22 protein-coding genes are annotated in these 26809 nt (G+C 44.7%); 7 read left to right on the forward strand and 15 right to left on the reverse strand.

The genetic code is table 11. The annotated features are described in order from the left end of the window. From fliL to gyrA, 14 genes are all read right to left on the reverse strand, one after another. Entirely contained in the window at window positions 1–510 is a 510-nt protein-coding gene (gene fliL / locus ACYFDN_RS02395) for a flagellar basal body-associated protein FliL (RefSeq protein WP_338625437.1), read from the reverse strand. Window positions 511–593: 83 nt separating this feature from the next. Continuing rightward, a complete protein-coding gene (locus ACYFDN_RS02400; protein WP_483509882.1) occupies window positions 594–2666 on the reverse strand; it encodes a flagellar hook-length control protein FliK in 2073 nt (690 codons plus the stop codon). Between the two features lie 97 nt (window positions 2667–2763). Then, window positions 2764–3207 (reverse strand): flagellar export protein FliJ, encoded by a 444-nt coding sequence (fliJ, locus tag ACYFDN_RS02405; RefSeq protein ID WP_483509883.1) that lies wholly within the window; start codon window positions 3205–3207, stop codon window positions 2764–2766. A 32-nt stretch (window positions 3208–3239) separates the two neighbouring features. Further along, on the reverse strand, window positions 3240–4586 hold the full coding sequence (gene fliI / locus ACYFDN_RS02410) for a flagellar protein export ATPase FliI (protein WP_483509884.1): 1347 nt from the start codon (window positions 4584–4586) through the stop codon (window positions 3240–3242). Next, a complete protein-coding gene (gene fliH, locus ACYFDN_RS02415) occupies window positions 4561–5622 on the reverse strand; it encodes a flagellar assembly protein FliH (RefSeq protein ID WP_483509885.1) in 1062 nt (353 codons plus the stop codon). Before fliH ends, fliI begins: the two co-directional genes overlap by 26 nt. Before the next feature lie 2 nt (window positions 5623–5624). Beyond that, window positions 5625–6659 (reverse strand): flagellar motor switch protein FliG, encoded by a 1035-nt coding sequence (gene fliG / locus ACYFDN_RS02420; protein WP_040307146.1) that lies wholly within the window; start codon window positions 6657–6659, stop codon window positions 5625–5627. Beyond that, entirely contained in the window at window positions 6649–8343 is a 1695-nt protein-coding gene (fliF, locus tag ACYFDN_RS02425; RefSeq protein ID WP_152781330.1) for a flagellar basal-body MS-ring/collar protein FliF, read from the reverse strand. Before fliF ends, fliG begins: the two co-directional genes overlap by 11 nt. A 42-nt stretch (window positions 8344–8385) precedes the next feature. After that, entirely contained in the window at window positions 8386–8730 is a 345-nt protein-coding gene (fliE, locus tag ACYFDN_RS02430; RefSeq protein ID WP_406611007.1) for a flagellar hook-basal body complex protein FliE, read from the reverse strand. Between the two features lie 72 nt (window positions 8731–8802). Further along, window positions 8803–11016: an EAL domain-containing protein gene (locus tag ACYFDN_RS02435; protein ID WP_483510045.1), complete on the reverse strand. Its 2214-nt coding sequence runs from the start codon at window positions 11014–11016 to the stop codon at window positions 8803–8805. 223 nt (window positions 11017–11239) lie between these two features. Then, entirely contained in the window at window positions 11240–12466 is a 1227-nt protein-coding gene (locus tag ACYFDN_RS02440) for an EAL and HDOD domain-containing protein (RefSeq protein ID WP_483509886.1), read from the reverse strand. A 158-nt stretch (window positions 12467–12624) separates the two neighbouring features. Beyond that, entirely contained in the window at window positions 12625–13905 is a 1281-nt protein-coding gene (gene aroA / locus ACYFDN_RS02445; protein WP_406611005.1) for a 3-phosphoshikimate 1-carboxyvinyltransferase, read from the reverse strand. Window positions 13906–13921: 16 nt separating this feature from the next. Further along, complete coding sequence (hisC, locus tag ACYFDN_RS02450; protein ID WP_483509887.1) at window positions 13922–15031, reverse strand: histidinol-phosphate transaminase; 1110 nt, start codon at window positions 15029–15031, stop codon at window positions 13922–13924. A 9-nt stretch (window positions 15032–15040) separates the two neighbouring features. Continuing rightward, the gene (gene serC, locus ACYFDN_RS02455) at window positions 15041–16129 is read right to left on the reverse strand and encodes a 3-phosphoserine/phosphohydroxythreonine transaminase (protein WP_483509888.1); all 1089 of its coding nucleotides are present in this window, start codon (window positions 16127–16129) and stop codon (window positions 15041–15043) included. Between the two features lie 107 nt (window positions 16130–16236). Then, window positions 16237–18942, reverse strand: a complete 2706-nt coding sequence (gene gyrA, locus ACYFDN_RS02460; protein WP_483509889.1) for a DNA topoisomerase (ATP-hydrolyzing) subunit A — start codon at window positions 18940–18942, stop codon at window positions 16237–16239. Between the two features lie 205 nt (window positions 18943–19147). On the opposite strand from gyrA, the gene ubiG reads away from it, so the two are divergent. The 5 genes from ubiG (at window position 19148) to yfaE (ending at window position 24588) form a co-directional block, all read left to right on the forward strand. Next, entirely contained in the window at window positions 19148–19870 is a 723-nt protein-coding gene (ubiG, locus tag ACYFDN_RS02465) for a bifunctional 2-polyprenyl-6-hydroxyphenol methylase/3-demethylubiquinol 3-O-methyltransferase UbiG (protein WP_483509890.1), read from the forward strand. Next, window positions 19870–20544 (forward strand): HAD family hydrolase, encoded by a 675-nt coding sequence (locus tag ACYFDN_RS02470; protein WP_483509891.1) that lies wholly within the window; start codon window positions 19870–19872, stop codon window positions 20542–20544. Before ubiG ends, ACYFDN_RS02470 begins: the two co-directional genes overlap by 1 nt. Before the next feature lie 290 nt (window positions 20545–20834). Further along, window positions 20835–23120 (forward strand): class 1a ribonucleoside-diphosphate reductase subunit alpha, encoded by a 2286-nt coding sequence (gene nrdA, locus ACYFDN_RS02475; RefSeq protein WP_016401726.1) that lies wholly within the window; start codon window positions 20835–20837, stop codon window positions 23118–23120. A gap of 50 nt (window positions 23121–23170) precedes the next feature. After that, window positions 23171–24301: a class Ia ribonucleoside-diphosphate reductase subunit beta gene (nrdB, locus tag ACYFDN_RS02480; protein WP_220720956.1), complete on the forward strand. Its 1131-nt coding sequence runs from the start codon at window positions 23171–23173 to the stop codon at window positions 24299–24301. After that, entirely contained in the window at window positions 24301–24588 is a 288-nt protein-coding gene (yfaE, locus tag ACYFDN_RS02485; RefSeq protein ID WP_152781350.1) for a class I ribonucleotide reductase maintenance protein YfaE, read from the forward strand. The genes nrdB and yfaE overlap by 1 nt, the downstream gene beginning before the upstream one ends. A 67-nt stretch (window positions 24589–24655) precedes the next feature. Here the strand turns inward: yfaE and ACYFDN_RS02490 are convergent, their stop codons facing one another. Further along, complete coding sequence (locus ACYFDN_RS02490; protein WP_406611001.1) at window positions 24656–25153, reverse strand: hypothetical protein; 498 nt, start codon at window positions 25151–25153, stop codon at window positions 24656–24658. Window positions 25154–25495: 342 nt separating this feature from the next. Here ACYFDN_RS02490 and ACYFDN_RS02495 point away from each other — a divergent pair, with 342 nt between their 5' ends. Next, window positions 25496–26368: a hypothetical protein gene (locus tag ACYFDN_RS02495; protein WP_483509892.1), complete on the forward strand. Its 873-nt coding sequence runs from the start codon at window positions 25496–25498 to the stop codon at window positions 26366–26368. An 89-nt stretch (window positions 26369–26457) separates the two neighbouring features. After that, window positions 26458–26808: a DUF3802 family protein gene (locus ACYFDN_RS02500; protein WP_016401730.1), complete on the forward strand. Its 351-nt coding sequence runs from the start codon at window positions 26458–26460 to the stop codon at window positions 26806–26808. Window position 26809 lies beyond the last annotated feature (1 nt).

Here is a 26809-nt window from a genome sequence, read left to right on the forward strand (position 1 = left end):
TTATTGCATTACAAAGCCGGTGAATAGGATTTTTTCTACCACTACTTTACCGGTTATCTCTTTTAATGCTTTTTGTGTCTCAGTTAACGAATTCTCGCGAATTTTGTCTTTGCCTTCTTGAGTGGATAGATCTTCTACGGTTGCAGAGCTAAATACACTCAATAAGGTCCCTTCAATCAATGGAATATGCAACTTGGCGGCTTCTTCATTGGCAGTACCACGAACCAATAATTGTACTTTAATTTGCACTAAGCGATCTCGGTGGTCGCCCACAATATTAAATACGAATGGCCTTGGCATACCTACATACAAGGCTGTATGAGTAACTGAAGAAGTTGCTTCCTCTGCTGGTTCTGCTGCAGCCGGTGCTTCATCTGAGTCGCCACCCATTAACAAAAAGCCAACCACACCACCAATCACCAATACGGCTACAATAGCGATGATGATAATTAGCTTCTTTTTACTGCCACCTTCACCATCTTCTACTTTTAATTCTGATTCTTCAGCCATCTACGCTTCCATGAAATTATCGCTAAACTGCTTTTATTATTACATAGTTAAGAGGCGCTTCAACAGCATCTCATAGAAATAAACTAGGCATAAAAGTCAATGCCATCACTGTTTGCTTGATTCGCCAGCAATGCGCTCATGTCTTGCTCAGTAGTATCATCAACGAGTTCGCCGTTGGTCGATTGTCCACCAGCCATTGTTTGCCCTCTACCTTGTTGAGAAGCGCTGCCTTGATTTTGTTGGCTAACCTGATTTTGCCCCAGTTCGATTCCCTGTTGCTGCAGCATTTCTCGTAAACGTGGCATTGTTTGTTCCAAAGCTTCACGCGCTTGCGGATTTTGTACTTGAATTTGTACCGAGACTTGTTGGTCTTGATTCATTTGCAAGCGAATTTGCATGCTTCCTAGCTCCGCAGGGTCTAAACGAATTTCAGCCTTTTGCATGCCCTGGCTCAACATGTATTGTACCCGTTGGTTTAACTCAGCTGGCGCTTGGTATTGCGCAGGGTTTAAACGTTCATTGAACTGCGTTGCTTTGTCATTAACTTGGTTAGCTTGCTGAGCTTGTTTTAGTACAGCTTCATTACTTCCCTGCTCTGCCCGAGCCACCACGTCGGCGCCCGAAGCAGCTCTAAAAATACTGTGGTGCTCTTGAGGCCGAGTAACTTCAGCTTGATTAGGTAATCCCTGATGCTGAGCCTGTGATGATTGCTGTTCTTTATGCTCGGAACCATTTTCACTGCTCGATTGCTTGCTACTCGCAGCAGCAATACTTGCGCTGGCAAGTTTATCGCTTTGCTGGACAACATCTGCAGCGTTAGCTTTATTGTTAACGGTAGTATTAGTGCCCTGCTGAACAGCGACGCCAGCTTTAGGCTCGTCGCTTACTTTATTGGTTTGCTGAGCAGCCACAGCTTCGCCGCTTAATTTAGCATTCAGCTCTTTGGCCTTCGCTCCCTCTTGGTCTACATGAGGTTTAGCCATTGAATGATTAGCTTGAGCTTCCCCCTGTTGTTTTAAGCGGTTTTGCTCTGCTAAAGATAAAGTTTTTTCAGAAGCTTTGTCTTGGGCAGCACTTAGGGATTTATCCGCGAGAGCTTTTTCTGTAGTGCTAGAAGCTAAGGCTTCGGACTCTTTAGCCTTAAGCGCTTTTTGCTCATCACTTTGACTAACAGTAGCAACAACTTTGTCTAATGGCGCTTTTTCATTAGCGCTTGACGTCAAACGCTCCCCCTCTTTAGCACTTAAGGTTTTGCTATGCTCACCCGCTAAAGCTGGTGCATTTTCTTTGGTAACTCGCTCATTGCTTGGGTCAAGTTTTGGGTCTTTGTCAGCAACTTTTTTGGGTTCTACGGGCTCACCAGCGAGCTGTTGTTTATTGCTGCTTTGCTCTTGGCCAGCGGTGGTTTTATCAGCTGTTTCTGACTTAGTAGAGTTCAGGCCTTCTACCGCGGCTTCTTTTGAGTTAGCTGTTTGAGCATTTTGTGAACCAGCAGTTGCTGCGATATCTACTTTAACGGGTTTAGCTGCAGCATCTTTCCCATCGCTCACTTGGCTATCGTCTTTAGCATCGCTCGAATGTGCTTTGGTTGCTTCTGTTTGAGTAGGCGGCAACTCTCTGCCGCTTTGTGTTGTTTGATTAGCTAGCGTTTGCTTATCGGCAGCTAGCTTTTCATCGCCAACGGCTGTTTTCTCTTGTTTTGAGGCAAGGTCACTATCAACAAGCGACTGTTTTTGTTGATTTTTACTAGAAGCTTCAGTGTCAACGGATTCTTCCTCACTAGACTCTTCAGCGATAGTAATGTCTTTACTATCAGAAGATTTACTACTGTTAGCTAGCTCTGTCTCAGCAGTTTTTTTAGATTCACCTTGGTTTTTCTCAATACCATCGGCCGCTTGCTTGGCATTATCCAACTGTTTTAATAAATCACTAGGACTTTGAGCTTTACCAGCTTCAGCATCGTCACTCGCGTTATTTTTCGAGCCGGAAAGCTGCTTTTCAATCGCTTGCTTTACTGGGCTATCAGCTTTTGGGAGATTCTCTAACTCTTTGACTAATTTAGCAAAATCGTCACTTTTCTCAGAGGGACTAAGCGCTGCACTTCCTAGTGAAGAAAACTGTTTGGCATTGGCTGTGTCGGTTAACAGTAATTCCATATATTTGCTTACCCTTGCGATAAAAATATTTGTTTCGCGACCCACATATTGAAGGCGCGCTAGCATTATCTAAAAATCAAAGCATTAAACGTGCCGATTAGCTCACTTGACCTCGAAGATGTGCATATAGCGCATATTCATCTAATAGTTTTTGCTCTTCACGTGCTTGTTTATGCTGTTTTTGTTTTACTTGTTTATCAATCAGCAGTTCCATAGCTTTGCGCTTTGCTTGTACATCTAGCCATTGTTTGCGCTTCAACAACACGTTCTTTTTCACCTGTTCAATGCTTTTCCCCTGCTGAACGCTGGCTTGTTCAAGCTTTTGAATAAACAATTGATATTGGTGAAAACTGTCCGCATAAAAACCGTCAACTCCCTTGGCTAAGGCTTGCTCGAGATAGGAACGTCGGTAGTCTTCGAGATGCGCAAGTTGAGCTTCAAATTCGCTAAGTTGCTGTTGTGCTTCAGCCATTTCTCGAGCGGCGTCTTGCTCTTGATCTTGCAAGCGTTCCACCATTAAATATAAAGCTCGCCTTGCCATGCCCATCTCCTACTAAGCTAAATCTTAGCTGCTTATAATGGGCCTTGCGCGTTGATGTTAGCCATCTGCATGGTGCGTTCCATCCGCGTCAGACTTTCGTCATAAGCTACTACTTCTTTCATCTCTTGCTGCAAGAACTGGTCCATGTGTGGTTTCATAGCGATGGCTAAATCAATGCGTTTATCTGCGCCGCGTTGGTAGGCACCAATAGCAATAAGGTCTTGGTTTTGCTGGTATGAAGCATTGAGCGATTTTAGCTGGCGAGCCAGTTGCTGATGCCCTTCACTCGTTACTGCAGGCATTACCCGACTGATAGACTTTTCGATATCAACCGCGGGGTAATGGCCAGAGTCGGCTAACTCGCGCGACAATACTATATGTCCGTCAAGAATAGCTCGGGCAGCATCGGCAATCGGATCCTGTAAATCATCTCCTTCGGTAAGCACGGTAAAAAAGGCGGTGATTGAACCTTGCCCTTCTCCGCCATTACCGGCGCGCTCCACCAAACGAGGTAGCTTGGCAAAAACTGATGGTGGGTAACCTTTGGTCGCTGGCGGCTCACCAATGGCTAATGCTATTTCACGCTGGGCTTGGGCGTAGCGGGTTAAAGAGTCCATTAGCAGTAATACATTTAAGCCTTGATCGCGGAAGTACTCGGCAATGGTTAAAGTAGTGTCACAGCCCTTCAAACGCATAAGCGGTGAAGCATCGGCAGGCGCAGCCACCACAACCGCCCGTTGGCGGCCTTCTTCACCTAAAATGTCGTCAATAAACTCTTTTACTTCTCGGCCACGTTCACCAATTAAACCTACAACGACTACATCAGCAGTAGTTCCTCGCGTCATCATGCCCATGAGTACACTTTTACCCACACCAGAGCCGGCAAATAGGCCCATTCGCTGACCCTGACCTACGGTAAGTATCGAATTAATCGAACGAACCCCAACATCCAATGGTTGTTTAATTGGCTTTCTTGCCATGGGGTTTAAACGCGCGGAGCTAAGGTTAGTGGTTTGCTTGCAATTAATATCACCCAAACCATCAAGTGGTTTGCCTACGCCGTCAATTACTCGGCCAAGTAACTCCATACCTACTGGAATACCGTGGTGTTCATGCATTGGAATAACTCGAGCGCCAGGCAGCACCCCGGTAAGCTGTTCACTGGGCATCAGGAAAAGCTTATCGCCAGAAAAACCAACCACTTCAGCTTCTAAAAAACCATCAAGCGTTTCTACTGAACAAAGCGAGCCTACTGGCGCGCGACAACCAACGGCTTCTAAGGTTAAGCCAACCACCCGAGTCAATTTACCCGCAACCGTTGGAGCGTTGCGAACATGCTCAGTGTTATAAGCTTTAAGTCGTTGGCTCAGCGTCATCATCTTGACCATTTTGGCGAATAAAAGACTGTAGGCTTTGTTTAATCACTTCATTCATATCCACAGATACCGAAGAAAGATCGTTTTCAATTAAACAGTCACCTTGCGTTAGGCTACCATCTGCTAATAATTGCCAGTTTTTCTTTGCTTGCGTTTCTGGAGGAAATACAGCTTGAATCACCGCCATGTCTTCTGGGTGTAGATGAATGCGAATATGTTGTTTTTGCAAAGGTAGCGCAGCTACTGCTTGCTTAACGGTTTTGGCGATTATGCTCGGGTTAGTCACCAGCTCTACTTGGACAATCTCTGCCGCTAGTTTAGTGGCTAGCTCTACCACTTGTTGCTCAACCTCTTCATCAATCTGTTTATTGGGCTGATGAAGCTGATCAATAAGCCCTTGCCAACGGCTGCTTAACTGATCAATTTGTTGCTGTCCTTCGCTTAAACCTTGGCTTAAGCCCTCTTGATGGCCTTGTGCCTTGCCTTGTTCCAAGCCTTCTTCGTGGCCGGTTAGCAAACCTTCTTTGTGACCTTCCGCTTTACCTTCAGCTTTGCCCTCTTCATAAGCAGACTGTCGAAGCGCTTCAAGCTCTTCAATTGTCATCGGCTCAAATTGAATTTCAGGCTCTTCTTCAACGGGCTCTTCGTTGAACCACGCTGGCTTCATATTGAATACGTTGCTAGTAGGCTCTTCTTCAACATGGTGGGGATCGGTGAAGTCAGGGAGAGGCCACGCTATATCGTCTTCTGGCTCAGAGTCAGCCTGTTCATTATTTGGTAGTTCATTAGCTGGCTGCTCAGCCGCAATATTTTGCTGTTCTGCTGCATCGGCTAACATCGTGTCAATCGCCGCTTGTTCGTCGCTTACATCGCTACTTTGTTCGTCTGCTGCTGGCGCTTCTTCGGCTGGTGAAGCGTCATTTTGCTCTAAAAGCGCAGCTATCTCATCTTCATCCATCATCTCACTGGACGCTTCAATTGGATCGTCTTGCGCGAGGTCTTCGCTCTCTTGTTCTGGCGTTTTATCTTGGTCGCTCATGTTTATAAGAACTCATCTCCACCGCCGCCGCCAATCATAATTTCACCGGCTTCTGAGAGGCGTCGAGCAATCGACAGAATTTCTTTCTGGGCAGTTTCAACTTCACTAACCTTGATTGGTCCCATGGCTTCAAGGTCATCTTTAAGCATTTCTGCAGCACGTTTAGACATGTTATTGAAGATCTTGTCTTTCAGTGAATCGTCAGCACCTTTAAGTGCTTTTTGCAGTAACTCGCCCGGAACATCACGCAGCAAGGTTTGGATACCACGGTCATCGATATCCACCAAGTTTTCGAATACAAACATAAGATCTTGAATTTGTTGCGCCATCTCTTCGTCGCTTTCGCGAATAGAGTCCATCAACATGCCTTCCATGTTGGTATCTAAGAAGTTCATGATGTTTGCAGCAGCTTTCAGGCCGCCCATCTTGGCTGCTTGAGCACCAGCTTGACCAGCAAACTGTTTTTCCATAATTTCGTTCAATTCGGTTAGTGCCGCAGGCTGAACTTCTTCAAGATTGGCAATACGCATCATTAAGTCTAAGCGCACTTTATCTTGGAATTGCGACATAATCTCAGCAGATTGCTCAGCTTCCAAGTAAGACAAAACAATGGTTTGGATTTGCGGGTGTTCGTTTTGAATGATGTTAGCCACCTGGCGAGCATCCATCCATTTCAAGGAATCAAGGCCTTTAGCGCCGCTACCCATAATGATTTGGTCCACCAGGCTAGACGCTCGATCTTCACCCAATGCCGCGGTTAAGGCATTACGCACGAAGTCTTGACTACCAATGCCAATATTAGTGTATTTTTGGATGTCATCAATAAACAAGCGATGAACCGCAACCACTCGGTCGTGAGAAAAGTCTTCTAATGATGCCATTGCCATACCTAAACGCTGAACCTGCTTTGGCTCAAGGTGGCGGAAAATAGTAGCGGCATCGTCTTCATTGAGGCTCAGCATCAAAATCGCTGCGCGCTCAATACCACTCATATCACCGAGGACTTCCTCTGGATTTACTTCATCTTCATTTGGCATCGTTAATTACCCAATCTTTAATCACCATCGCCGCTAGGTCTGGCTCATTAGCTACTAGCGCACGTACCGCTTTTAGCATGTCTTCGTCTTTATGTAAGTCTGGCAGTTTAAGTTGTCCATCGCGAATACCAAAGTCTACTTCAGTATTATCTGCCGAGATAAGCTGTAAATCATCGTCATTTTCGTAAGCGGCTAATGCTGCATCTAAATCAGTTTCGGCCTGCTCATCTTCTTCACCGCTAGATAGAATGCGATTCAGCATTGGGCGAACTACAGCAACAATCAATACAATTAATACCAGTACGCTGCCCGCTATCCGCATTGCTCGCCAGAACCAAGCTTGCTCCCAAACGGGTAAATCAGCTTCGGTGAAAATTTCTGGGCGAGAAAACGGTACACTTACCACTTCTAGGGTATCGCCGCGGCTTAGGTTAAAACCTACACCACCTTGTAATAAACGGCGAATGCTGGCTATTTGTTCGGCCGAGCGCGGCTCGCGGGTTGTTTCGCCACTGTCAGAAACTTGACTGTTGTAATCCAAAGCCACCGATACACTCAAGCGTCTCAAGGTTCCCACTTGAGAGCGAGTATGGCTGATGGTGGTATCTAGCTCATAGTTACGGGTAGATTCTTTATGGCTGCTGCCTGATTGAACTTGGTTATTAGCAGCTCCCGCTTGCTCTGGAATTTCTGCTGGCAGTGGAGGTTGATTAGTTAACGCACCAGGGATGCCAATTGCGCCGGCACCAACGTTGTTATCTTCGATGGTGTATTCGCTGCGAACAGCAGGCAAATCTGGGTTAAAGCGCTTTTGAGTTTGTTCAACGGCAGTAAAATCAAGTGTTACATCTACTTCAGCCGTGTAATTGCCCACGCCCACAATTGGGATCATGATGGCGTCAATTTTGTCTTTATATTCTTCTTCGCGCTTACGCTCCATCTCAAATTCTTTGCGAGTGCGTGAAGATAGCGGGTCTTGGCTACCCGAGTTTAATAAGCGGCCGTTTTGGTCGGTCACTGTAACGCGAGTAGGTACTAAGCCTTGAACTGCAGAGGCAACAATATCGACGATGGAGTCAATTTCTTCCTGCTTAAGGCCATTTCCGCCACGCAAGTTAACCACCACGGTAGCTGATGGCTTTTGCTCACGGCGGGCAAATACGTTGCTTTTAGGAATGGCGAGCAGCACTTGTGCTTTATTCACCGATTTCATTTGTTCGATGGCGGTGGCTAACTGGCGCTCACGACTAAGCTTTAGTCGCTCGCCTTCTAAGCGTTGGCTCACACCAAAGCCCATATCGTTTAGCAGAATTTGTTCACCGGCAGGCGCTGCTTCGGTAAGCCCAGAGCGGCGCAGTTTAAGTTTAATATCTTGATATTGCTCGGCATTCACTAATACCGTGTTGCCTTCAATAGTGTAAGGAATTTTTTGGGCGTCTAAGAAGTCGAGGGTCTCCACCAACTCGCTAGTATTCATATTACCTAGCGGACGCATCTCGGGCTCTTTAGCCCACATCAATAGGAAGACAGCCATTGCCAAACAAATAGCCAAAGCCAAAATCATGATGATTTGACGCAGCACGTCACCATTGCTTAAAAATGATAAGGCAGAGCTTTGCTGCTCGGTAGCCTCTAAGCTATCACCTTCGCTATCTGAACCTAGTAGTGCCGGTTCTTGACTCATTGCGTTACTTCCTTCGCTAGCCACAATATTCTCCTAGCCACACTAAACCGGCATGGACATGATTTGTTTATAAGCATCAACTAGCTTATTTCTTACTTGAACCGTTGCATCAAAAGCGATGCTAGATTTTTGAGCGGCAATCATTACATCACCAATGCCCACGCTGCGGTCGCCTAAGTCAAAGCGGGTTCGCAAGTCATTGGCATTAGATTGCAAGCCATTAACATTATTTATCGCGTCTTTTAGTAGGTTACCAAAATCGCTGTTTACCGAAGAGGTCGTTAACTGGCTGCTTGGCGTAGCAATGTCGTTGGCGATACCGCCTGTTTTCATTTCACCAGCCATTGATTGCAGTTCGCTAAATAGGTTTGCTGAATCTACTCTCATGATTTCCCTCTACCGCCAGATAAATGGCATTGTTCTTAAGATATACAGGGAAAAGCAAAAGCCGCGCCAAGATTAATTAACTACTAATCGAAGGTTCTCTTTTGTAGATGTTTTAGGCAGATAGTTCTTCACAAAGTCAGCTTCTGGCTGAGGTCTCGCAAAGAAATAGCCTTGCGCTTGCTCACAACCCATTACCGAAGCAAGGTTGGCTTGAACTTGAGTTTCAATGCCCTCGATGAGTACTTGATACTTCATACTGCGAGCGATCATCACCATCGCTTTAACAATGTGTTGATCCGATAAATTATCTTCTAAACCGCTAACAAAGGCGCGGTCAATTTTAAGTACCGTTACTGGCAAATGCTTAAGGTAAGCCATTGAAGAATAACCGGTACCAAAGTCGTCAATGGCGATACCAAAGCCTGCATCACGCATCCGTTGAATACTGGCTTTAGCTTCTGTTGGTTGTTCCATCATCGCCGACTCGGTGATCTCGATACAGATACGCTGTGGATTAACCTGCCACTGCTTGGCATAGTTGATTGCAATTTTTTCTGCATGACCCAGCGACACAGTGGCAGCAGAAAAGTTTACCGATAACTTAAAGCCTTCAGGTAGTTGGCTAGAGAAGCGCGCCATAAAGCGCATAGCATTTTGGAACACCCACTTATCTAGTTGCAGTACCAAACCAGTTTCTTCGGCAACCGGTACAAACTCATCGGGTGAGATGGCGCCGTCTTCGGTAAACCAACGCAACAATACTTCGGCACCAATTACTTTATTGGTTTTTAAACAGTATTGCGGCTGAAAGAATAAATCTAATTCGTTATTGCCAATAGCGCGACGCAACTTAGATTCTAAGGTGAGTTTTACCAAACCCGCTTGGCTTAAATCCGGTCGGTAACGGCAAACACTTACACCCGTTTTAACCGCGTGATTTAGCGCGGTAAAGGTATTAGCTAACAGAGTGTCGCTATGTAAGGCTTCACGCCTTGGATGATAGCTGCAGTAACCCACATGACAGCGAGTCAGCAATTGAAGTTGTTCTAAACGCAACCAACCGCGACAGCTTTGCACAATCTGCTTAGCGATTTCGATAACTTCTTTGTCTTTATTTACATTTGGCACAACCACTACAAAGTAATGGTGATACCAGTAGGCTAATTGTGCTTCAGGGTAATGCTTACGTAAGCTTTTTTGAACGCGCTTAGCATAAGCTTCTTTAGTGACTTCACCTAAGCGCTGACCGAAGTTTTCGAATACTTCGTTTTGCCTTGGGAAATCAAACATTAATACCGATAACGGGGTTGCATCGTCTAACCAGTTAGTTAGTAAGCGGGTAATATGGCGACGATTAGGCAAGCTGGTTACTTCATCATGATTTTTCCAATAATCAAGTTGCTCGCGTAGTTGTAAGGTTTTGGTATTGGCTTTTTTAAGATGCTGCCTTACTAATACAAAGGCTGAGGTCACTATCGAAAGCAACAACAATACACCGAGAAGCCACCAGTAAGAAAACTGCCCTGTTTGGCCGCTATTGGCCGCGTAAGCCTGCCAGCGTCGATAAGTCTGTTCGCTATAATCGGCCTCAAAGGACAAGATGCCGCGGTTCATTAAATCCACTAAAGGCTGCCAATCTTCACGAATAGCAAAGCGGTGCAGCATGCCATGTTCAAGCTGAAACGCTTGCTGTAAGCGCCATTGAGGATGGGCACGTAAGTTAGCGGCCACTTCATCACTGCCCGCTAGCAAAGCAACACTTTGTTGCTCCACCACCGATTGCAAGGCTTCAACCAGGCTTGCATACACGATGATGTTTACGTCGGGGTATTTGCTTAATAAGGCTTCGTGAGCACTACTCCCGGCAACCGTTGCTACGTTTTTCCCAGCTAATTGTTTCATATTAGCGAAGCGCGCTTGCTCTAGCGGATGAAATAACGCCAGTGGTTGAACCCAAGTGGTTAAGGTGTAATGAACAAAAGGACTAAGACGGCGGTGCGAACTGGCGCTGCTAAGCATGTCCACTTGGCCATGTTGTAAGGCCATTATCGCATCAGTGATATTAGGATAAGCGGTGTACTTGAGTTTTAAACGGGTTTGAAAAGCCAGCTGATTTAGCGCTTCTACCGCGTAGCCTTGAGGAGTACCAGCCTGATCAATAGTCTCCAGCGGCAAACGGTCTGCCACAACAGCAACCCTGATTTCTGGATTATCTTCGAGCCATTGATATTCACTCGCATTGACTATATAGGCGTTCGCGCCTAACGACCAACAACAACCTACCACTAGCAACGTTAAGAATCTAACGAGGCACAACCGCAAACTATTTAGCTCCTAAAAAAACGCTCTGACCTGGCATTCGTTGCACCAAGTTCATAGTCCTGACAGCATACCAAAAAGCTAAGAAAAATAGTTGACCTGAGTGCAACTTAATTCACTAAAACTTAGTTTATTAAGCTCTTGAGTCACAATTTTCAAGAAAGTAAGCAAAATCATATATTGAGCTAGCTCAATTTTGCCCAATCAACGACTGATATTGCTCACTCCAAAGCAGCGCTTGAAGATTTAACTGCTCTACTTGGGTGTAGTCCATGCGCAGTTGTTCAGCTAAACGCTCAGTTTTATACCAGTGCCCTTCCTCATAAGATTTAATGGTCAGTAACATGGCTCTCAGCATCGACGGTTGCTCTGAACACAAGGCGTCACGAATGTCCTGATCGAGCGGTAAGCTATACAGAACATCTGTTAGAGGTTTATCTAAAATGGCATCAAGCAAGGAAAACAATCCACATAAAAACGCCGTTTCTTGCATGCTCGGCGATTTGCGCATCGCCACTAGTTCGCAGAACCTAGCCCGATGCACCGACATACGCACCAGCTCACGCGGCTTGTGGCTTACAGTCATGGCATTGGCCAATAATGCCACTAATTTTCGCAACTGATTATTGCCGATATACACCACGGCTTGCTTAATTGACGCAATGTCTTCTACAATTGGCAAACTTCCAGAATTAACAAAACGCAGTAGCTTGTAGGTTAATCCCGTATCACGTTCAAAATAACGTACTACTTCATTAATGTTTACGTCTTCACGAGTGGCGGCATAAAACAAACGGGATATCATCAAATAGCTAGCATCAATGTCTTTCGCCACTTGCATTTCAGGCTGACAAAAGTAGTAACCTTGAAAGAAGTTAAAGCCCATTTCTTTCGCTTGTTGATATTCCGCTTGCGTTTCTACCTTTTCAGCCAATAATTTGATGTTTTTACGCGATTTTACGGCCCTAAATAGCGGTTCTAGTTGATCAAACGGCGTACGCTGTATATCAACCTTTATAAGCCGAACAAACTTTAAGTAAGGCTCCCATTCAGGCCGATAAACGAAGTCGTCAAAAGCTAGCCTATAACCACGATGAAACAAGGACTGACAACGCTTATATAGCTTCTCACTGGGTTTTACATCTTCTAAAATTTCTATCACTACCTGCTTATTGGGTAGCAACTTTATCATTTCAGAATGAAGGCTTTCTTCAGGGAAATTAATTAAGGCTGGTTTGCCTTGAGTGATCGCATTCAAGCCGTCATTTAGCTGAGTGCGGATAATCAGCTTGGAGGTCGCTTCATGTGGATCAATGTCGGGAAAGACATTGTCTGGTCCATCCCTAAAAAGTAGCTCATAGGCTACTACCCGCTGCCGGCGATCGAGAATCGCCTGCCGCGCAGTATAAACATTCATAGTCCAGTTACCGTTTCTGCCGTACTTTATGATGTGGCTTTTTGCCTTTATATTAATAAGCTCAAACTTTTTGCTTGAGCCAAAGTACGGACGTAAAAAAAGAGTCACAAAAGTGACTCTTTTAAGACTAACTAAGTTACCAACACATTTCGATAGTTTTATTCGCTAAGTTGCTGCAAGCGCTCAAAATAATCAGGAAATGTTTTAGAAGTACACTTTGGATCGTTAATTGTTACTGGTGTATCGCTTAAGGCAACCAAAGAAAAACACATTGCCATGCGGTGGTCGTCGTAGGTATCAATCGCCGCGTGATTTAAGCTCGCAGGGGGAGTAACTTCGATAAAGTCGTGCCCTTCAGTTACTGTTGCACCCACTTTTTTAAGCTCGGTGGCCATAGCAGCTAATCGGTCGGTTTCTTTTACTCGCCAGTTATAAACATTGCGAATGGCGGTAGTGCCTTTGGCAAACAGTGCAGTGGTAGCAATAGTCATCGCTGCATCAGGAATATGGTTCATGTCCATATCTACCGCGCTTAGCTCACCGCTACGAGCGATAATGTAATCGTCGCCCCACTCTATATCGGCGCCCATTGCAGCCAATACATCGGCAAATAATACATCGCCCTGCATAGACTTTTTGCCTACGCCAGTCACTTTTACTTCGCCGCCTTTAATTGCACCAGCGGCAAGGAAGTAAGAAGCCGAGGACGCATCACCTTCAACCAAAAACTCGCCAGCTCCCTGATAGGTTTGCTGACCTTTAACGATAAAGCGTTGGTAGTTATCGTTTTCAACTTCAACACCGAAGGCAGCCATCATCTTAAGGGTGATATCAATATAAGGCTTTGATACTAGCTCACCAACAATACTAATTTCAGTGTCTTGCTGGGCATACGGTGCAGCCATTAAAAAGGCCGTTAAGAACTGACTAGATACAGAACCGTCGATGTCGACCTTGCCACCAGCTAAGCCAGTGCCTTTAATACTTAAAGGAGGGTAGTTTTCATTCTTTAAGTAAGTTACGTCGGCTCCCACTTGGCGTAAGGCATCAACTAAGGCACCAATTGGGCGCTCTTCCATGCGCGGTTCACCGGTTAAGGTAAACTCACCTTGGCTCAAACATAAGGCGGCACACAAAGGACGCATTGCCGTTCCAGCATTGCCTAAGAATAATTCTTCGGCTTGAGCGACCTTAAAAGCTCTGCCTAAACCAGTCACTGTGCAGCGGCTGCGATCTTCAGAAAGCTGATAATCTACACCAAGCTTTTTAAGTGCATTTAGCATGTGACGAATGTCGTCGCTGTCGAGCAGGTTACTTAATACGGTCTCGCCTTCAGCCAGTGCTGCTAATAACAATGCACGATTTGATACGCTTTTTGAGCCAGGTAAATTAATTTCACCGTTGATACGAGAAATAGGCTGTAAAGTTAATTGTTCCATGAATCGAAATCTCTACCTAATTTGAGCCAACTAGCTGGCTTAAAGCTTTAATAAAAGTTTGGTTTTCTTGTTCAGTACCGATGCTTACACGCAGATAACCAGGCATCTGATATGGGCCCACCGGCCTAACTATCACGCCTTTATGGAGTAACTGCTGATAAAGCTCTTGAGCATCGCCACTTGGCGCTAAAAAGCTAATAAAATTCCCTTTTGAAGGAATATAGCTAATAGCATTTTGCTTAAAGAACTGGCTTAACAGCTGTAAACCATGCTGATTTAACGCAATACTTTGCTGTAAATATTGCTGATCTTTTAGCGCCGCCACTGCCGCCACCAAGCTAAGGCTATTCACGTTAAACGGCTGACGTAAGCGGTTTAGTAAATCTGCAATCTCAGGGCTAGAAATAGCGTAACCAACGCGCAAGCCAGCTAAACCATAAGCCTTAGAAAAGGTGCGAGTAATCACTAGGTTGCTAAACTGCGCTAACCAGCTTGTTGAAGGAGCCTGCTCGTCTTCAGACAAATACTCGTAATAAGCCTCGTCTAAAACCACCACTACATTTTCTGACACCTTTTGCATAAAGCCATATAGTGCATCACTGCTAAGAAAAGTACCTGTTGGGTTATTCGGATTAGCGATAAACACCAAACGGGTCTTATCAGTAATCGCTTCGGCCATGGCATCTAAATCGTGCCCCCAGTCTTTGGCTGGAACAACTACCGCTTTTGCGCCTATTGCTTGCGTCACAATTGGGTAAACAACAAAAGCATGTTGTGAGAACACTACTTCATGCTCGCTACTCACAAATACTCTAGCAATTAAATCCAATACATCATTTGAGCCATTGCCTAAGGTAAATTGCTCAGCAGCCAAACTGTATTTATCAGCCAGCGCTTGTTTTAAATAAAAGCCATTTGAATCTGGATAACGAGTTAGTTCACTGGTGGCTTTTTCAATTGCGGCCAAGGCCAGTGGGCTCATGCCCAGAGGGTTTTCGTTAGAGGCGAGCTTAACAATGTTACTAATGCCCAACTCACGTTCTAGCTCGTCGGTTGGTTTACCTGCTTGATAAGGGTGTAAACCTTGTATGCCTTGATTGGCTAAAGCATGAAAATCACACGTCATGAAAATTCCTTAGCGATTGCGCTGGGCAAAGTCAGCCATAAAGTCTACTAAGGCTTGCACGCCTTCAATTGGCATTGCATTGTAAATGCTTGCACGCATACCACCAACAATTCGGTGACCTTTTAAAGTCACCAATCCAGCGGCTGCAGACTCGGCTAAAAAGGCGGCATCCAGCTCGCTATTCGCTAACTGAAAAGGCACATTCATTTTAGAACGGTTTTCAGGAGCAACGTTATTTTGGTAGAAATCACTACTATCAATATATGAGTAAAGTAACTCGGCTTTAGCTGCATTTTTCTCAGCCATTGCAGTTAATCCACCCTGTTGCTTTAACCATTTAAACACCAAGCCAGCTAAATACCATGAATAGGTAGGCGGGGTATTAAACATGGAATCACTGCCCGCTAATAAGCTGTAGTTGAAGATATTTGGTGTTAATGGGTGAGCGTTATCGAGTAAATCGTCACGCACAATAGCAATCGCTAAACCCGAAGGGCCAATATTCTTTTGCGCGCCAGCGTAAATTAAACCGAACTTACTCACATCAATAGGTTGCGACAAAATCGTTGAAGAGAAGTCGCCGACTAATACCATGTCTCCCACATCGGGGATTTCATCAATGGCAATGCCCTCGATGGTTTCATTTGGACAGTAATGAACATAAGCGGCGTCTTTATCTAATTGCCACTCAGCGCTTGGCTTTACGCTGATTTGTCCTTGCTCATTGCTACTTAGCGCGTCAAATACACTCGATTGGGCATGCTTTTCACCCTCAGCTACTGCACCTTTAGACCACTGTCCAGTAGTGATAAAACTAATCGACTTTTTATCACCTAATAGGTTTAGCGGCGCAGCAGCAAATTGACCACGTCCACCACCTTGGCAAAACAGCACTTTGTAGTTATCTGGAATATTTAATAAATCGCGGAGATCTTGCTCGGCCTCGGCGGCCATAGCGATATATTCTTTACCACGGTGACTAACTTCCATCACCGATACACCTAGACCTTGCCAGTTACAAAACTCGGCTTGCGCCTGCTTCATTACCGCTTCAGGTAACATCGCAGGACCAGCACAAAAGTTATAGATTTTGTCCATGCTACATCTCTTACTCTATGTTGTGTGCGACCACTTAAGTGGTTCATATAATCTTTTTAAACTAAAACGAGCGGCTAAAAGCCGCCCGTTGTTTTTATATTTTTAGCTTACTGCTGATCGGGCTCTGCCTCACCAGCATCGTCTGCAGTTGGTGCATCCCCGCTTGGTGCTGCATCACTTACCTCAGCCGCCTGCTCGCCTTCGGCTAGCTCTTCTAACTCGTCTTCTTCAATTTCATCGATACGCTGAAGGCCTACCACTTTCTCATCTTCAGAAGTACGGATTAAAGTAACACCTTGAGTATTACGACCCACTAGAGATACTTCATTTACTCGAGTACGCACCAAGGTGCCACCGTTAGTAATTAGCATCATTTCTTGCGCTTCGGTTACCTGAACCGCACCAACCACTAGGCCGTTACGCTCACTCACCTTAATAGAAACAACACCTTTAGTTGCACGGCTCTTAGCTGGGTACTCATCAAGCTTGGTACGCTTACCGTAACCATTTTCTGTAGCGGTAAGAATATCACCGTCACCAGTTGGCACAATCAACGATACCACTTTCTGGCCAGCATCAAGTGAAATACCACGAACACCAGCAGCGGTACGACCCATTGGACGCAATGCTAATAGCTCTTCGCCAGTTTCTGGGTCTAGCTTCACAGCGCCAGTTTCACTATCACGTTGCTTCTCGTTAAAGCGAACCACTTTACCTGCATCAGAGAACAGCATAATTTCGTTATTACCGTTGGTAATATCTACGCCAATTAGCTTGTCATCATCATTAAGGTTAATAGCACGAATACCACTTGATAGCGGACGTTTAAATGCTGTTAGCGGTGTTTTCTTAACGGTACCGTTAGCGGTCGCAAACAAGATGAACTTGTCTTCTTCGTACTCACGTACCGGCAAGATAGCGGTAATGCGCTCATCTTCAGTTAACGGAAGTAAGTTAACAATTGGCTTACCACGCGCTTGACGACTCGCAAGCGGCAGTTGGTAAACCTTCATCCAGTAAACTTTACCTACCGTTGAGAAACACAGTACGGTATCGTGAGTATTGGCAACCAGCAATTTCTCGATGAAGTCTTCATTCTTCATCTTGGTTGCTGCTTTACCTTTACCACCACGGCGCTGAGATTCGTACTCAGTCAATGGTTGGTACTTAACGTAGCCTTCGTGAGATAGGGTTACTACCACGTCTTCTTCGTTAATTAAGTCTTCTAGAGAAATATCAGCACTGTTGGCAGAAATCTCGGTGCGACGCTCATCACCAAACTGCTCACGCACTTCGATAAGTTCGTCACGAATTACTTCCATCAAACGCTCAGGGCTATTTAAAATGTGGAGTAATTCGGCGATAAGTTCCAACAGGTCTTTGTATTCGCCAATGATTTTTTCATGTTCTAGACCGGTTAACTTGTGTAAACGTAAGTCTAGAATTGCTTGAGCTTGAATTGGTGTGATGAAGTATTGGCCATCACGAATACCAAATTCAGCTTCTAGCCAATCTGGGCGAGCCGCGTCATCACCAGCACGCTCTAACATTGCTGATACTGCGCCTAAATCCCAACCCTTAGCCACTAATGCAGCTTTTGCTTCAGCAGGGGTTGGTGAGGTTTTGATTAGCTCAATAATCTCATCGATGTTAGCTAGCGCAATGGCTAAACCTTCAAGGATGTGGGCACGATCGCGCGCTTTGCGCAATTCAAATACGGTTCGACGTGTAACCACTTCGCGGCGGTGGCGAATGAAACACTCGATCATTTCTTGCAGGTTGAATATCTTAGGCTGGCCGTTATCCAAGGCCACCATATTCATACCAAAAGATACCTGCATTTGCGTTTGTGAATACAAGTTGTTTAGTACAACTTCACCCACTGCATCACGCTTAAGCTCAACCACAATACGCATACCGTCTTTATCAGACTCATCACGTAGAGCAGAAATACCTTCTAGTTTTTTATCTTTAACCAGCTCGGCCATCTTCTCGATTAAACGAGCTTTGTTCACCTGGTAAGGGATCTCGTGAACAATAATGGTTTCTTTACCGTTTTTCTCGGTAACTACTTCGGCTTTAGCACGAATAGAAACTTTGCCACGACCAGTACGGTAAGCTTGAATAACACCAGCACGGCCGTTAATGATACCGGCAGTAGGGAAATCTGGCGCTGGAATAAATTCCATCAGCTCATCAATAGTGATGTCTGGATTTTCAATCATTGCCAAACAACCGTTAACCACTTCGGTTAAGTTGTGTGGTGGAATGTTGGTCGCCATACCTACCGCAATACCAGAAGAACCATTAACCAATAGGTTAGGAACTCGAGTTGGCAGTACTTCAGGGATTTGCTCTGTACCATCGTAGTTAGGTACGAAGTCTACGGTTTCTTTTTCTAAGTCGGCCAGTAAAGAGTGGGCTAACTTATCCATACGGATTTCGGTATAACGCATGGCCGCCGCAGAATCGCCGTCCACCGAACCAAAGTTACCTTGACCGTCTACCAACATGTAACGCAGCGAAAATGGCTGCGCCATGCGAACAATCGTATCGTAAACAGCACTATCACCATGTGGGTGATATTTACCAATTACGTCACCTACCACACGGGCAGATTTTTTATAGGGTTTATTCCAGTCGTTACCCAAAACATTCATTGCGTAAAGCACCCGGCGATGTACTGGTTTTAAACCATCACGTACATCTGGCAAGGCGCGCCCCACAATAACGCTCATGGCGTAATCAAGATATGAGCTCTTTAACTCATCCTCGATATTGACCGGCGTAATCTCTTTTGCAAGATCGCTCATAGACGACAAAATCCTTCGTTTTTATTGCTTTTTACAATTACTCAGCGTAATCGCAAACTTTACCATAAAATAACGGCCTTAACAGGCTTGATGTCGCTCTTTTCAGTTAGAAAAATGAAAAAACTCAAGAATTGAACAAAAGCTAGTGACTGCAATGAACAAGTTCTTATAATGCCTACAAATACTGACGTGGATTGACAAGTTTATGGAACACCCTCAAAGCAACGAAAATGTTGACCATCAAGAAATTGCACATTTTGCAGGCTTAGCCTCACGTTGGTGGGATAAACAAGGGGAATTCAAAACCCTTCACCAAATCAATCCACTGCGTTTAGATTATATTGAGCGCGGCGCGGCAGGCTTATTTGGCAAAAAAGTACTCGATGTAGGCTGCGGTGGCGGTATTTTAGCCGAAAGCATGGCGGTTCGTGGTGCCGACGTTACTGCTATTGATATGGGCAAAGAGCAAATTGAAGTCGCCAAGCTACATGCTTTAGAAACCGGTAGCCAACTTAACTACTTACAAACCACTGCAGAAGCGCATGCCGAAGCCCATCAAGCGCACTACGATGTAGTAACCTGCATGGAGATGATAGAGCACGTACCGGACCCAGGCTCAGTGATTGCGGCTTGTGCCAGCATGGTTAAACCGGGCGGTAAAGTATTTGTCTCTACCATTAACCGAACGCCAAAAGCCTACCTTTATATGATTCTTGCTGCAGAGAAGTTACTAAAAATTGTTCCCGATGGCACTCACCAACATGACAAATTCATCCGCCCTTCGGAGCTACTAGCATGGGCCGACCAAAGCAACTTACGTAGCGAAGCCATTAGTGGTGTGCAATTTACCCCTATTATTGAAAGCTTTCGCTTAAGTAAAAACGTAGATGTTAACTACATGGTGCAATTAGCTAAACCGGAGCAATAATGAATAAGCAAGCGGCGGTACTGTTCGACCTTGATGGTACCTTACTTGATACTGCACCAGACTTAGGCGCTGCTGCTAACTATGTGCTAGAGCAACACCAACAAGCGCCACTCAGCTTAGCCCAAGCACGCCAGCTTAGCTCTCACGGCGCTATCGGCTTACTAAAGGCTGGCTTTGGCAGCACTTGGGAGCAACAACCCCAAGCTGAATTACGCCAACAATTACTTGACTACTACGAGCAAAACATCTGCCAAGGAACCGATTTTTTCCCCGGAATTAAACAAGCATTACAATGGCTTAACCAACACCAGATTTCTTGGGGGGTAATTACCAATAAGCCCGAGGGCTTAAGTAAGCAGTTACTTCGCTTCTTCCCCGAGTTTGAACAGTCTGGCGTATTGGTTGGCGGCGATACACTGCCACTGCGTAAGCCCGACCCTGCACCCATGCTATTGGCTTGCCAAATCATAAATGTTAAGCCTGAGAACTGCTTATATGTGGGCGATGCTGAACGCGATATTCAGGCGGGCAATAATACCAATATGACGACCCTACTTGCCCTGTGGGGTTATCTCTCTGAAGAAGACAAGGTTGAGCAATGGGCTGCAAATATTCACTGCCAAAAAAGTGAACAGCTCGAACAAACAATAATCGACTGGCTGGGCGATTTGTAAGCAAGTTCAAGTTTTATAAAAATAAATTTTTTGAGTAAAATTTTACGAAAAAAAACTTGCATTAATGCAAGCTTAGTCAGCTTATATAGATAGCTAGTTAGTAACTACTAACATAGCCGAGTTATTTGCAAGTTATACACAATATCTTCAACTTTGCCAAGACTTGCGAAAAAGCCAAAACCTCATTATCTTGTATCCATAAAATTTGAAAACACTATATCTAGTGGCTAAGGAAAAATAGCAGTACTAGATCAGCAGTAGCGAAATTAGGATAACAGGGCCTCCCCTTCATGAATAAAGATCTTCTGATAACCAAACGCAGCGGTAAACAAGAAGCGATCAACTTAGACAAGATTCACCGAGTGATAACTTGGGCCGCCAAAGGCCTTAAAAATGTCTCGGTATCGCAGGTAGAACTTAAGTCTCATATCCAGTTCTACGATGGCATGGCCACTAAAGATATTCATGAAACCATAATTAAGGCTGCGGCAGATTTAATCTCTCAAGAAACGCCAGACTACCAATTTTTGGCGGCGCGTTTAGCAGTATTCCATTTACGCAAAAAAGCCTATGGTCAATTTGAACCACCTAAGCTTTACGACCACGTAGTAAAACAGTGTGAAGCTGGCCGCTACGACATGCATTTGCTTAAAGACTACAGCCCTGAAGAATTTGCCCAAATGGACGACTTTATCGACCATTGGCGCGACATGGACTTCTCATACGGCGCAGTTAAGCAACTTGAAGGAAAATACCTAGTACAAAACCGCGTTACAGGTGAAATTTTCGAAAGTGCCCAGTTCTTGTATATTTTGGTAGCAGCATGTTTATTTGCTCACTACGACAAATCGGTTCGTCTTGATTACATTCGTCGCTTTTATGATGCAACGTCTAAATTTAAAATCTCTTTACCTACGCCAATCATGTCGGGCGTACGTACCCCAACTCGCCAGTTTAGCTCTTGTGTATTGATTGAGTGTGGCGACAGCTTAGAGTCAATTAATGCCACAGCTTCTTCAATCGTAACTTACGTTTCACAACGTGCGGGCATTGGTATTAACGCAGGTCGTATTCGCGCCCTAGGCAGTGAAATTCGCGGTGGTGAAGCCTTCCACACGGGTTGTATTCCGTTTTATAAGTATTTCCAAACAGCGGTTAAATGTTGCTCGCAAGGCGGTGTTCGCGGCGGTGCAGCCACAATTTTCTACCCGTTTTGGCACCTAGAAGTAGAATCACTTTTAGTACTTAAAAACAACCGTGGTGTAGACGATAACCGAGTTCGTCACATGGACTACGGTGTGCAGCTTAACAAGCTTATGTACCAACGCTTGGTAAAAGGTGAGAACATCACCTTATTCTCACCAAGTGATGCACCTGGGCTTTACGATGCCTTCTTCGAAGACCAAGACAAGTTTGAAAGCTTGTATGTGAAATACGAGCAAGACCCAAGCATCCGTAAAGAACAAATTAAGGCCGTTGACCTGTTCTCGTTGCTAATGCAAGAGCGCGCCTCAACGGGTCGCATCTACATTCAAAACGTAGACCACTGTAATACTCACAGCCCATTTGACCCAGCACAAGCACCGGTTCGCCAATCTAACCTATGTTTAGAAATTGCCTTACCAACCAAGCCGCTACAACATGTACATGATGAAAACGGCGAAATTGCCCTTTGTACGCTTTCGGCCTTTAACTTAGGCGCTATTGAAGACTTAAATGAGTTAGAAGAGCTGTCTGACCTTGCTGTTCGTGCTCTAGATAGCCTGCTAGATTATCAAGATTACCCAATCAAAGCCGCCAAGAAAGGCTCTGATGGCCGTCGTACCTTAGGGATAGGTGTTATCAACTACGCCTACTACCTAGCTAAAAATGGCACTAAGTACAGCGATGGCAGTGCCAACAACCTGACTCACCGCACCTTTGAAGCGATTCAATACTGGTTGCTTAAGGCGTCTATGCGCTTAGCCAAAGAGCAAGGCGCTTGCCCAATGTTTAATGAGACGACTTACTCGAAAGGTGTATTACCTATCGATACTTACAAACAGTCGTTAGACAAGCTTAGCGATGAGCCTTTGCATTACGACTGGGAAGAGCTGCGTGAAGAGATTGTCACTCACGGCTTACGTAACTCTACGCTTTCTGCCTTAATGCCGTCAGAGACTTCTAGCCAGATTTCAAATGCAACTAACGGTATTGAGCCACCTCGCGGTTTTATTAGCGTTAAAGCCAGTAAAGACGGTATTTTGAAACAAGTAGTGCCAGAGTTTGAAGCACTTAAAGACAACTACGAATTACTGTGGGACATTCCTAGCAACGAAGGTTATTTGCAGCTAGTTGGCCTAATGCAGAAGTTTGTTGACCAAAGTATCTCGGCCAACACTAACTACGACCCAAGCCGTTATGAAGGTAACCGCGTACCAATGAAAGCATTAATTGCCGACTTGCTAACCGCCTACAAATATGGGGTTAAAACGCTGTACTACCATAACACCCGCGACGGTGCTAGCGACCAACAAGACGACCTGAAGCCAGAGCCAGAAGATGATGATTGCGCTGGCGGAGCATGTAAGATTTAAGCCAAGTTTACGCGCTAAAGCGCATTAAGAAATTTTTAGGAAAAATGTAGATGAGCTACTCAATTTTTACTCAAAATGCCAACGATGCTACCAAAGAACCAATGTTCTTTGGTCAGCCTGTAAACGTGGCCCGTTATGACCAACAGCGTCATGAGATTTTTGAAAAACTAATCGAAAAACAACTGTCTTTCTTCTGGCGTCCAGAAGAAGTAGACGTAAGCCGTGACCGTATTGACTACAACAAACTGCCGGCTCACGAACAGCATATTTTTATTAGTAACCTTAAGTACCAAACACTGCTTGATAGTATTCAAGGCCGTTCGCCTAACGTGGCTTTGTTGCCACTAGTTAGTTTGCCAGAGTTAGAAACCTGGATTGAAACTTGGGCCTTTAGTGAAACCATTCACTCTCGCTCATACACCCACATTATTCGTAATGTAATGGGCAACCCTGGTGAAGTATTTGATGACATCATGGAAAATGAAGAGATCATCAAGCGCGCTAACGACATTGCCGGCTACTACGACGATCTGATTCAAGCCACCTCTATTTACCACCTGCATGGTGAAGGAGAGCATGAGGTTGATGGTGTTGTTCATAACATCACCGTGCGAGAGCTTAAGAAAAAACTATATCTTTGCTTAATGTCGGTGAACGTACTTGAAGCGATTCGTTTCTACGTAAGCTTTGCCTGTTCATTTGCCTTTGCAGAGCGCGAATTAATGGAAGGTAACGCCAAAATCATTAAGCTAATTGCCCGTGACGAAGCACTGCATTTAACCGGTACTCAGCACATGATTAACCTAATGCGCGAAGGCAAAGACGATCCAGAAATGGCCGAAATTGCTGCCGAGTGTGAAGTAGACGCATGGCGCATGTTTACCGATGCCGCAGAGCAAGAAAAAGAATGGGCAAAATACCTATTCAAAGATGGCTCGATGATTGGGTTAAATGAAGACATTCTTTGCCAATACGTTGAATACATTACCAATACACGCATGCAAGCGGTGGGCTTGTTACCTTGCTTTGAAGATCGCAGCAACCCTATCCCTTGGATCAACTCTTGGTTGGTATCAGACAACGTACAAGTGGCACCACAAGAAGCAGAGATTAGCTCTTACTTAGTAGGGCAAATCGACTCTAGTATTGATATCGACGACTTCGAGGACTTTGAGCTGTAATGTCTCAGAAAGAAGGCCGCGTTATTGCAGGCGGAATAGAAGTGGTGGTTGATAGCCACCACAAAAGCATCTTAGAAGCGTATGAACAAGCTGGCTTTACGCCGGAGTATCATTGCCGCGAAGGTGTATGCGGCGCCTGCAGAACCACCCTAGTAAAAGGCGAAGTGGAATATAGCCACACGCCTTTAGCTAACATTCCTAAAGGGCAAATTCTTAGCTGCTGTAGCAAGCCCAAAGGCACTGTTGAGTTGGCCGAACAACCTCCGTTCAAGCGCCAAATTGCCTAACACTTTTTATTAAACCATTAGTGCTAATTCTGCAGCCTCTCATCTTAAGGCCGCTAGCCACACATGGCTAATCGTCAAACCGTACCGTTAAAACGAGAATCAACACAAACACAACAAAAAGATAAAACGGATACAGAGGACTTATCGGCGTAAAATAATATTCTTTGACTAAGGATTTGTTTAGTAACTCTTTACCATCAAAAAGAATATTAACAACAAATTTGTTACTTCGAGAGCTATATTGAATCGGTATATATTCAATACATATCGGCGAATCAATGTGCTCTCTAAAGTCAGGGATATATGGCAATATAAAAGGACGGTCAACATTAAATTGAAATCTACCTTCATCGTTATCAACAATCAGATACCAAGCTGAGAATGTTTTCCCAGAACCAGTATAAAAATATGACTCCACCGTTCCACAAATTTCACTAGTATTCTCAAACGAATCATCACTTCTAAAAAAACCATTATACTCCGGTAGCATTCCCACAATAAGCATACAAACCAGTACCAAAAGAGTCTTTCTCTGCCAACTTTTATGAGGCAATTCCAAACGCATAATAAATCCAATAGCTATAAGCTGCTTTAGACAAGAGACTTTAAATGGAATGCTATACTAGAGCACCGAACAAAGCGTTCAATAACCCAATTGAGTGAAACTCCACTTTATTGATAAGTAACTAAGATTCCGTCTGTTTTCAAACCCCGTCAGTAAATGCGTTTACATTCCCCCAGGCATGACTAATTGTCCGAGGTGTACTCAAAAAAACATTATCGCTTTCGTTAATACTGCCCCCGCGGTCCGCTTTTGGTGGACTATACTTTCAATAATCTCTTTAGTTTTTCGGCAAGTAACAGATAACTTAACTATCTGTGTTTTTCTTTGTCTTGTGAGGCCAACATGATCATTCGGCGTCAACCCTTAATAGCAATTAGTAGCAGCTTGTTGCTGCTTACCGCTGTGTTGATTGGCTGGAAGGTATTGAATCCGCCTGCGATTGGTGAAAACGCGATATGTCGCGCAGCTATCGCAACTCACTTTATGCAGCGCCAACTAGGACAAATTCAAGCACTACCCGACTACCCGCATCAATATGTAAGTGCCAGCCATTTAGGTGATGTTCCTAAATCAGTGGGCTGCCAAATTAGCGGCCAGCTGATCAGCATTAGTGAGCAACAACATGCGATAGCCAACTTGTACTTTGAGCAAAAACGTAATCAAATTGCGATTATTGTGCCGCGACCAGCAGCACCTAGCCGAGTTAGGTTGTTTACCCGAGAGCAACTCACCTTTCACAAAGTGCGTTTAGCTAAGCACGATTTAGCCACTGGCATTCATGAGATGTACGGCGAAGGTTTTGATACCAACCAAATTATTCAGCAAACTGTGGCGCTGCTTAAAGCCAACCATATTTGTGGCCAGCTGGAGCGCCAGCAAAACTTAAGGTTATCACCGGTACCAGTGAACGATAGCTACATGAAGCAAGCGAGTATACTTACGCCTTATCTCATAAATATGGTGCAACGCTCGCCGCTTAATGTTGAAGAAATGCTTAAAACCAAACAACAAATTGCTGGCTTAGAACAGGGCTTCCAACAAAATACTCAAAGCTTGGTACAGTGGTTACAACAAACCGAAAGCAATACACCAATAGATAAACGCCTATTAGATTATCATTTGCGCGACTTACGCCGTGCCAATCCACGCTTATTTTTGCCAAGTAACTGCTTGCAGGCTTACATTCACTCAGCGGAGCTAACCCAAACCCTATAAGTGTTAACAAATGTGTCTTAGCGCATGTTGTATTCGAGCATATTCGTTATACACTAGGGCTAATACTTTTGAGAGAGGATACATGCACGATGGTAACTGATAGTGAAGGTTACATTCAGTTAATAGGATTTTTAACAGATAACTTAGCGCTGTTTGAGCATACTCAAGCTCAGCAAAATCCCTTAACTATTTGCGACTATGTCTCTGAGCAACTATCAGAAAGCGTGATGTTGGTTTGTCGTCAACATGAGCATTTAGACAGTGAACACCGCTTCACCGTGATTCGCGAGATAGACGCAATAGTTAACGACTTAGAGCAAGTTCTCTCTGGCGTGTGGATGTCTAGCCCTACCCAGCAGCAACAGCAATTCATTGATGAGTTTGTTGGCTTAATCAAAAACATGTTTGATAACCAACTAATCGCTGTAGACCCTATTTAGT

The organism is Agarivorans sp. D1326, from assembly GCF_056958115.1.

What these genes read in the sequence shown, in the direction of transcription:
- nrdA (WP_016401726.1), top strand. Translation starts at nt 20,835, where the DNA reads ATGAATAAAGATCTTCTGATAACCAAACGCAGCGGTAAACAAGAAGCG.
- ACYFDN_RS02440 (WP_483509886.1), bottom strand. Translation starts at nt 12,466, where the DNA reads ATGAATGTTTATACTGCGCGGCAGGCGATTCTCGATCGCCGGCAGCGG.
- aroA (WP_406611005.1), bottom strand. Translation starts at nt 13,905, where the DNA reads ATGGAACAATTAACTTTACAGCCTATTTCTCGTATCAACGGTGAAATT.
- hisC (WP_483509887.1), bottom strand. Translation starts at nt 15,031, where the DNA reads ATGACGTGTGATTTTCATGCTTTAGCCAATCAAGGCATACAAGGTTTA.
- yfaE (WP_152781350.1), top strand. Translation starts at nt 24,301, where the DNA reads ATGTCTCAGAAAGAAGGCCGCGTTATTGCAGGCGGAATAGAAGTGGTG.
- ACYFDN_RS02500 (WP_016401730.1), top strand. Translation starts at nt 26,458, where the DNA reads ATGGTAACTGATAGTGAAGGTTACATTCAGTTAATAGGATTTTTAACA.
- ACYFDN_RS02400 (WP_483509882.1), bottom strand. Translation starts at nt 2,666, where the DNA reads ATGGAATTACTGTTAACCGACACAGCCAATGCCAAACAGTTTTCTTCA.
- serC (WP_483509888.1), bottom strand. Translation starts at nt 16,129, where the DNA reads ATGGACAAAATCTATAACTTTTGTGCTGGTCCTGCGATGTTACCTGAA.
- fliF (WP_152781330.1), bottom strand. Translation starts at nt 8,343, where the DNA reads ATGAGTCAAGAACCGGCACTACTAGGTTCAGATAGCGAAGGTGATAGC.
- fliG (WP_040307146.1), bottom strand. Translation starts at nt 6,659, where the DNA reads ATGCCAAATGAAGATGAAGTAAATCCAGAGGAAGTCCTCGGTGATATG.
- gyrA (WP_483509889.1), bottom strand. Translation starts at nt 18,942, where the DNA reads ATGAGCGATCTTGCAAAAGAGATTACGCCGGTCAATATCGAGGATGAG.
- ubiG (WP_483509890.1), top strand. Translation starts at nt 19,148, where the DNA reads ATGGAACACCCTCAAAGCAACGAAAATGTTGACCATCAAGAAATTGCA.
- nrdB (WP_220720956.1), top strand. Translation starts at nt 23,171, where the DNA reads ATGAGCTACTCAATTTTTACTCAAAATGCCAACGATGCTACCAAAGAA.
- ACYFDN_RS02470 (WP_483509891.1), top strand. Translation starts at nt 19,870, where the DNA reads ATGAATAAGCAAGCGGCGGTACTGTTCGACCTTGATGGTACCTTACTT.
- ACYFDN_RS02495 (WP_483509892.1), top strand. Translation starts at nt 25,496, where the DNA reads ATGATCATTCGGCGTCAACCCTTAATAGCAATTAGTAGCAGCTTGTTG.
- fliH (WP_483509885.1), bottom strand. Translation starts at nt 5,622, where the DNA reads ATGAGCGACCAAGATAAAACGCCAGAACAAGAGAGCGAAGACCTCGCG.
- fliE (WP_406611007.1), bottom strand. Translation starts at nt 8,730, where the DNA reads ATGAGAGTAGATTCAGCAAACCTATTTAGCGAACTGCAATCAATGGCT.
- ACYFDN_RS02490 (WP_406611001.1), bottom strand. Translation starts at nt 25,153, where the DNA reads ATGCGTTTGGAATTGCCTCATAAAAGTTGGCAGAGAAAGACTCTTTTG.
- fliJ (WP_483509883.1), bottom strand. Translation starts at nt 3,207, where the DNA reads ATGGCAAGGCGAGCTTTATATTTAATGGTGGAACGCTTGCAAGATCAA.
- fliL (WP_338625437.1), bottom strand. Translation starts at nt 510, where the DNA reads ATGGCTGAAGAATCAGAATTAAAAGTAGAAGATGGTGAAGGTGGCAGT.
- fliI (WP_483509884.1), bottom strand. Translation starts at nt 4,586, where the DNA reads ATGATGACGCTGAGCCAACGACTTAAAGCTTATAACACTGAGCATGTT.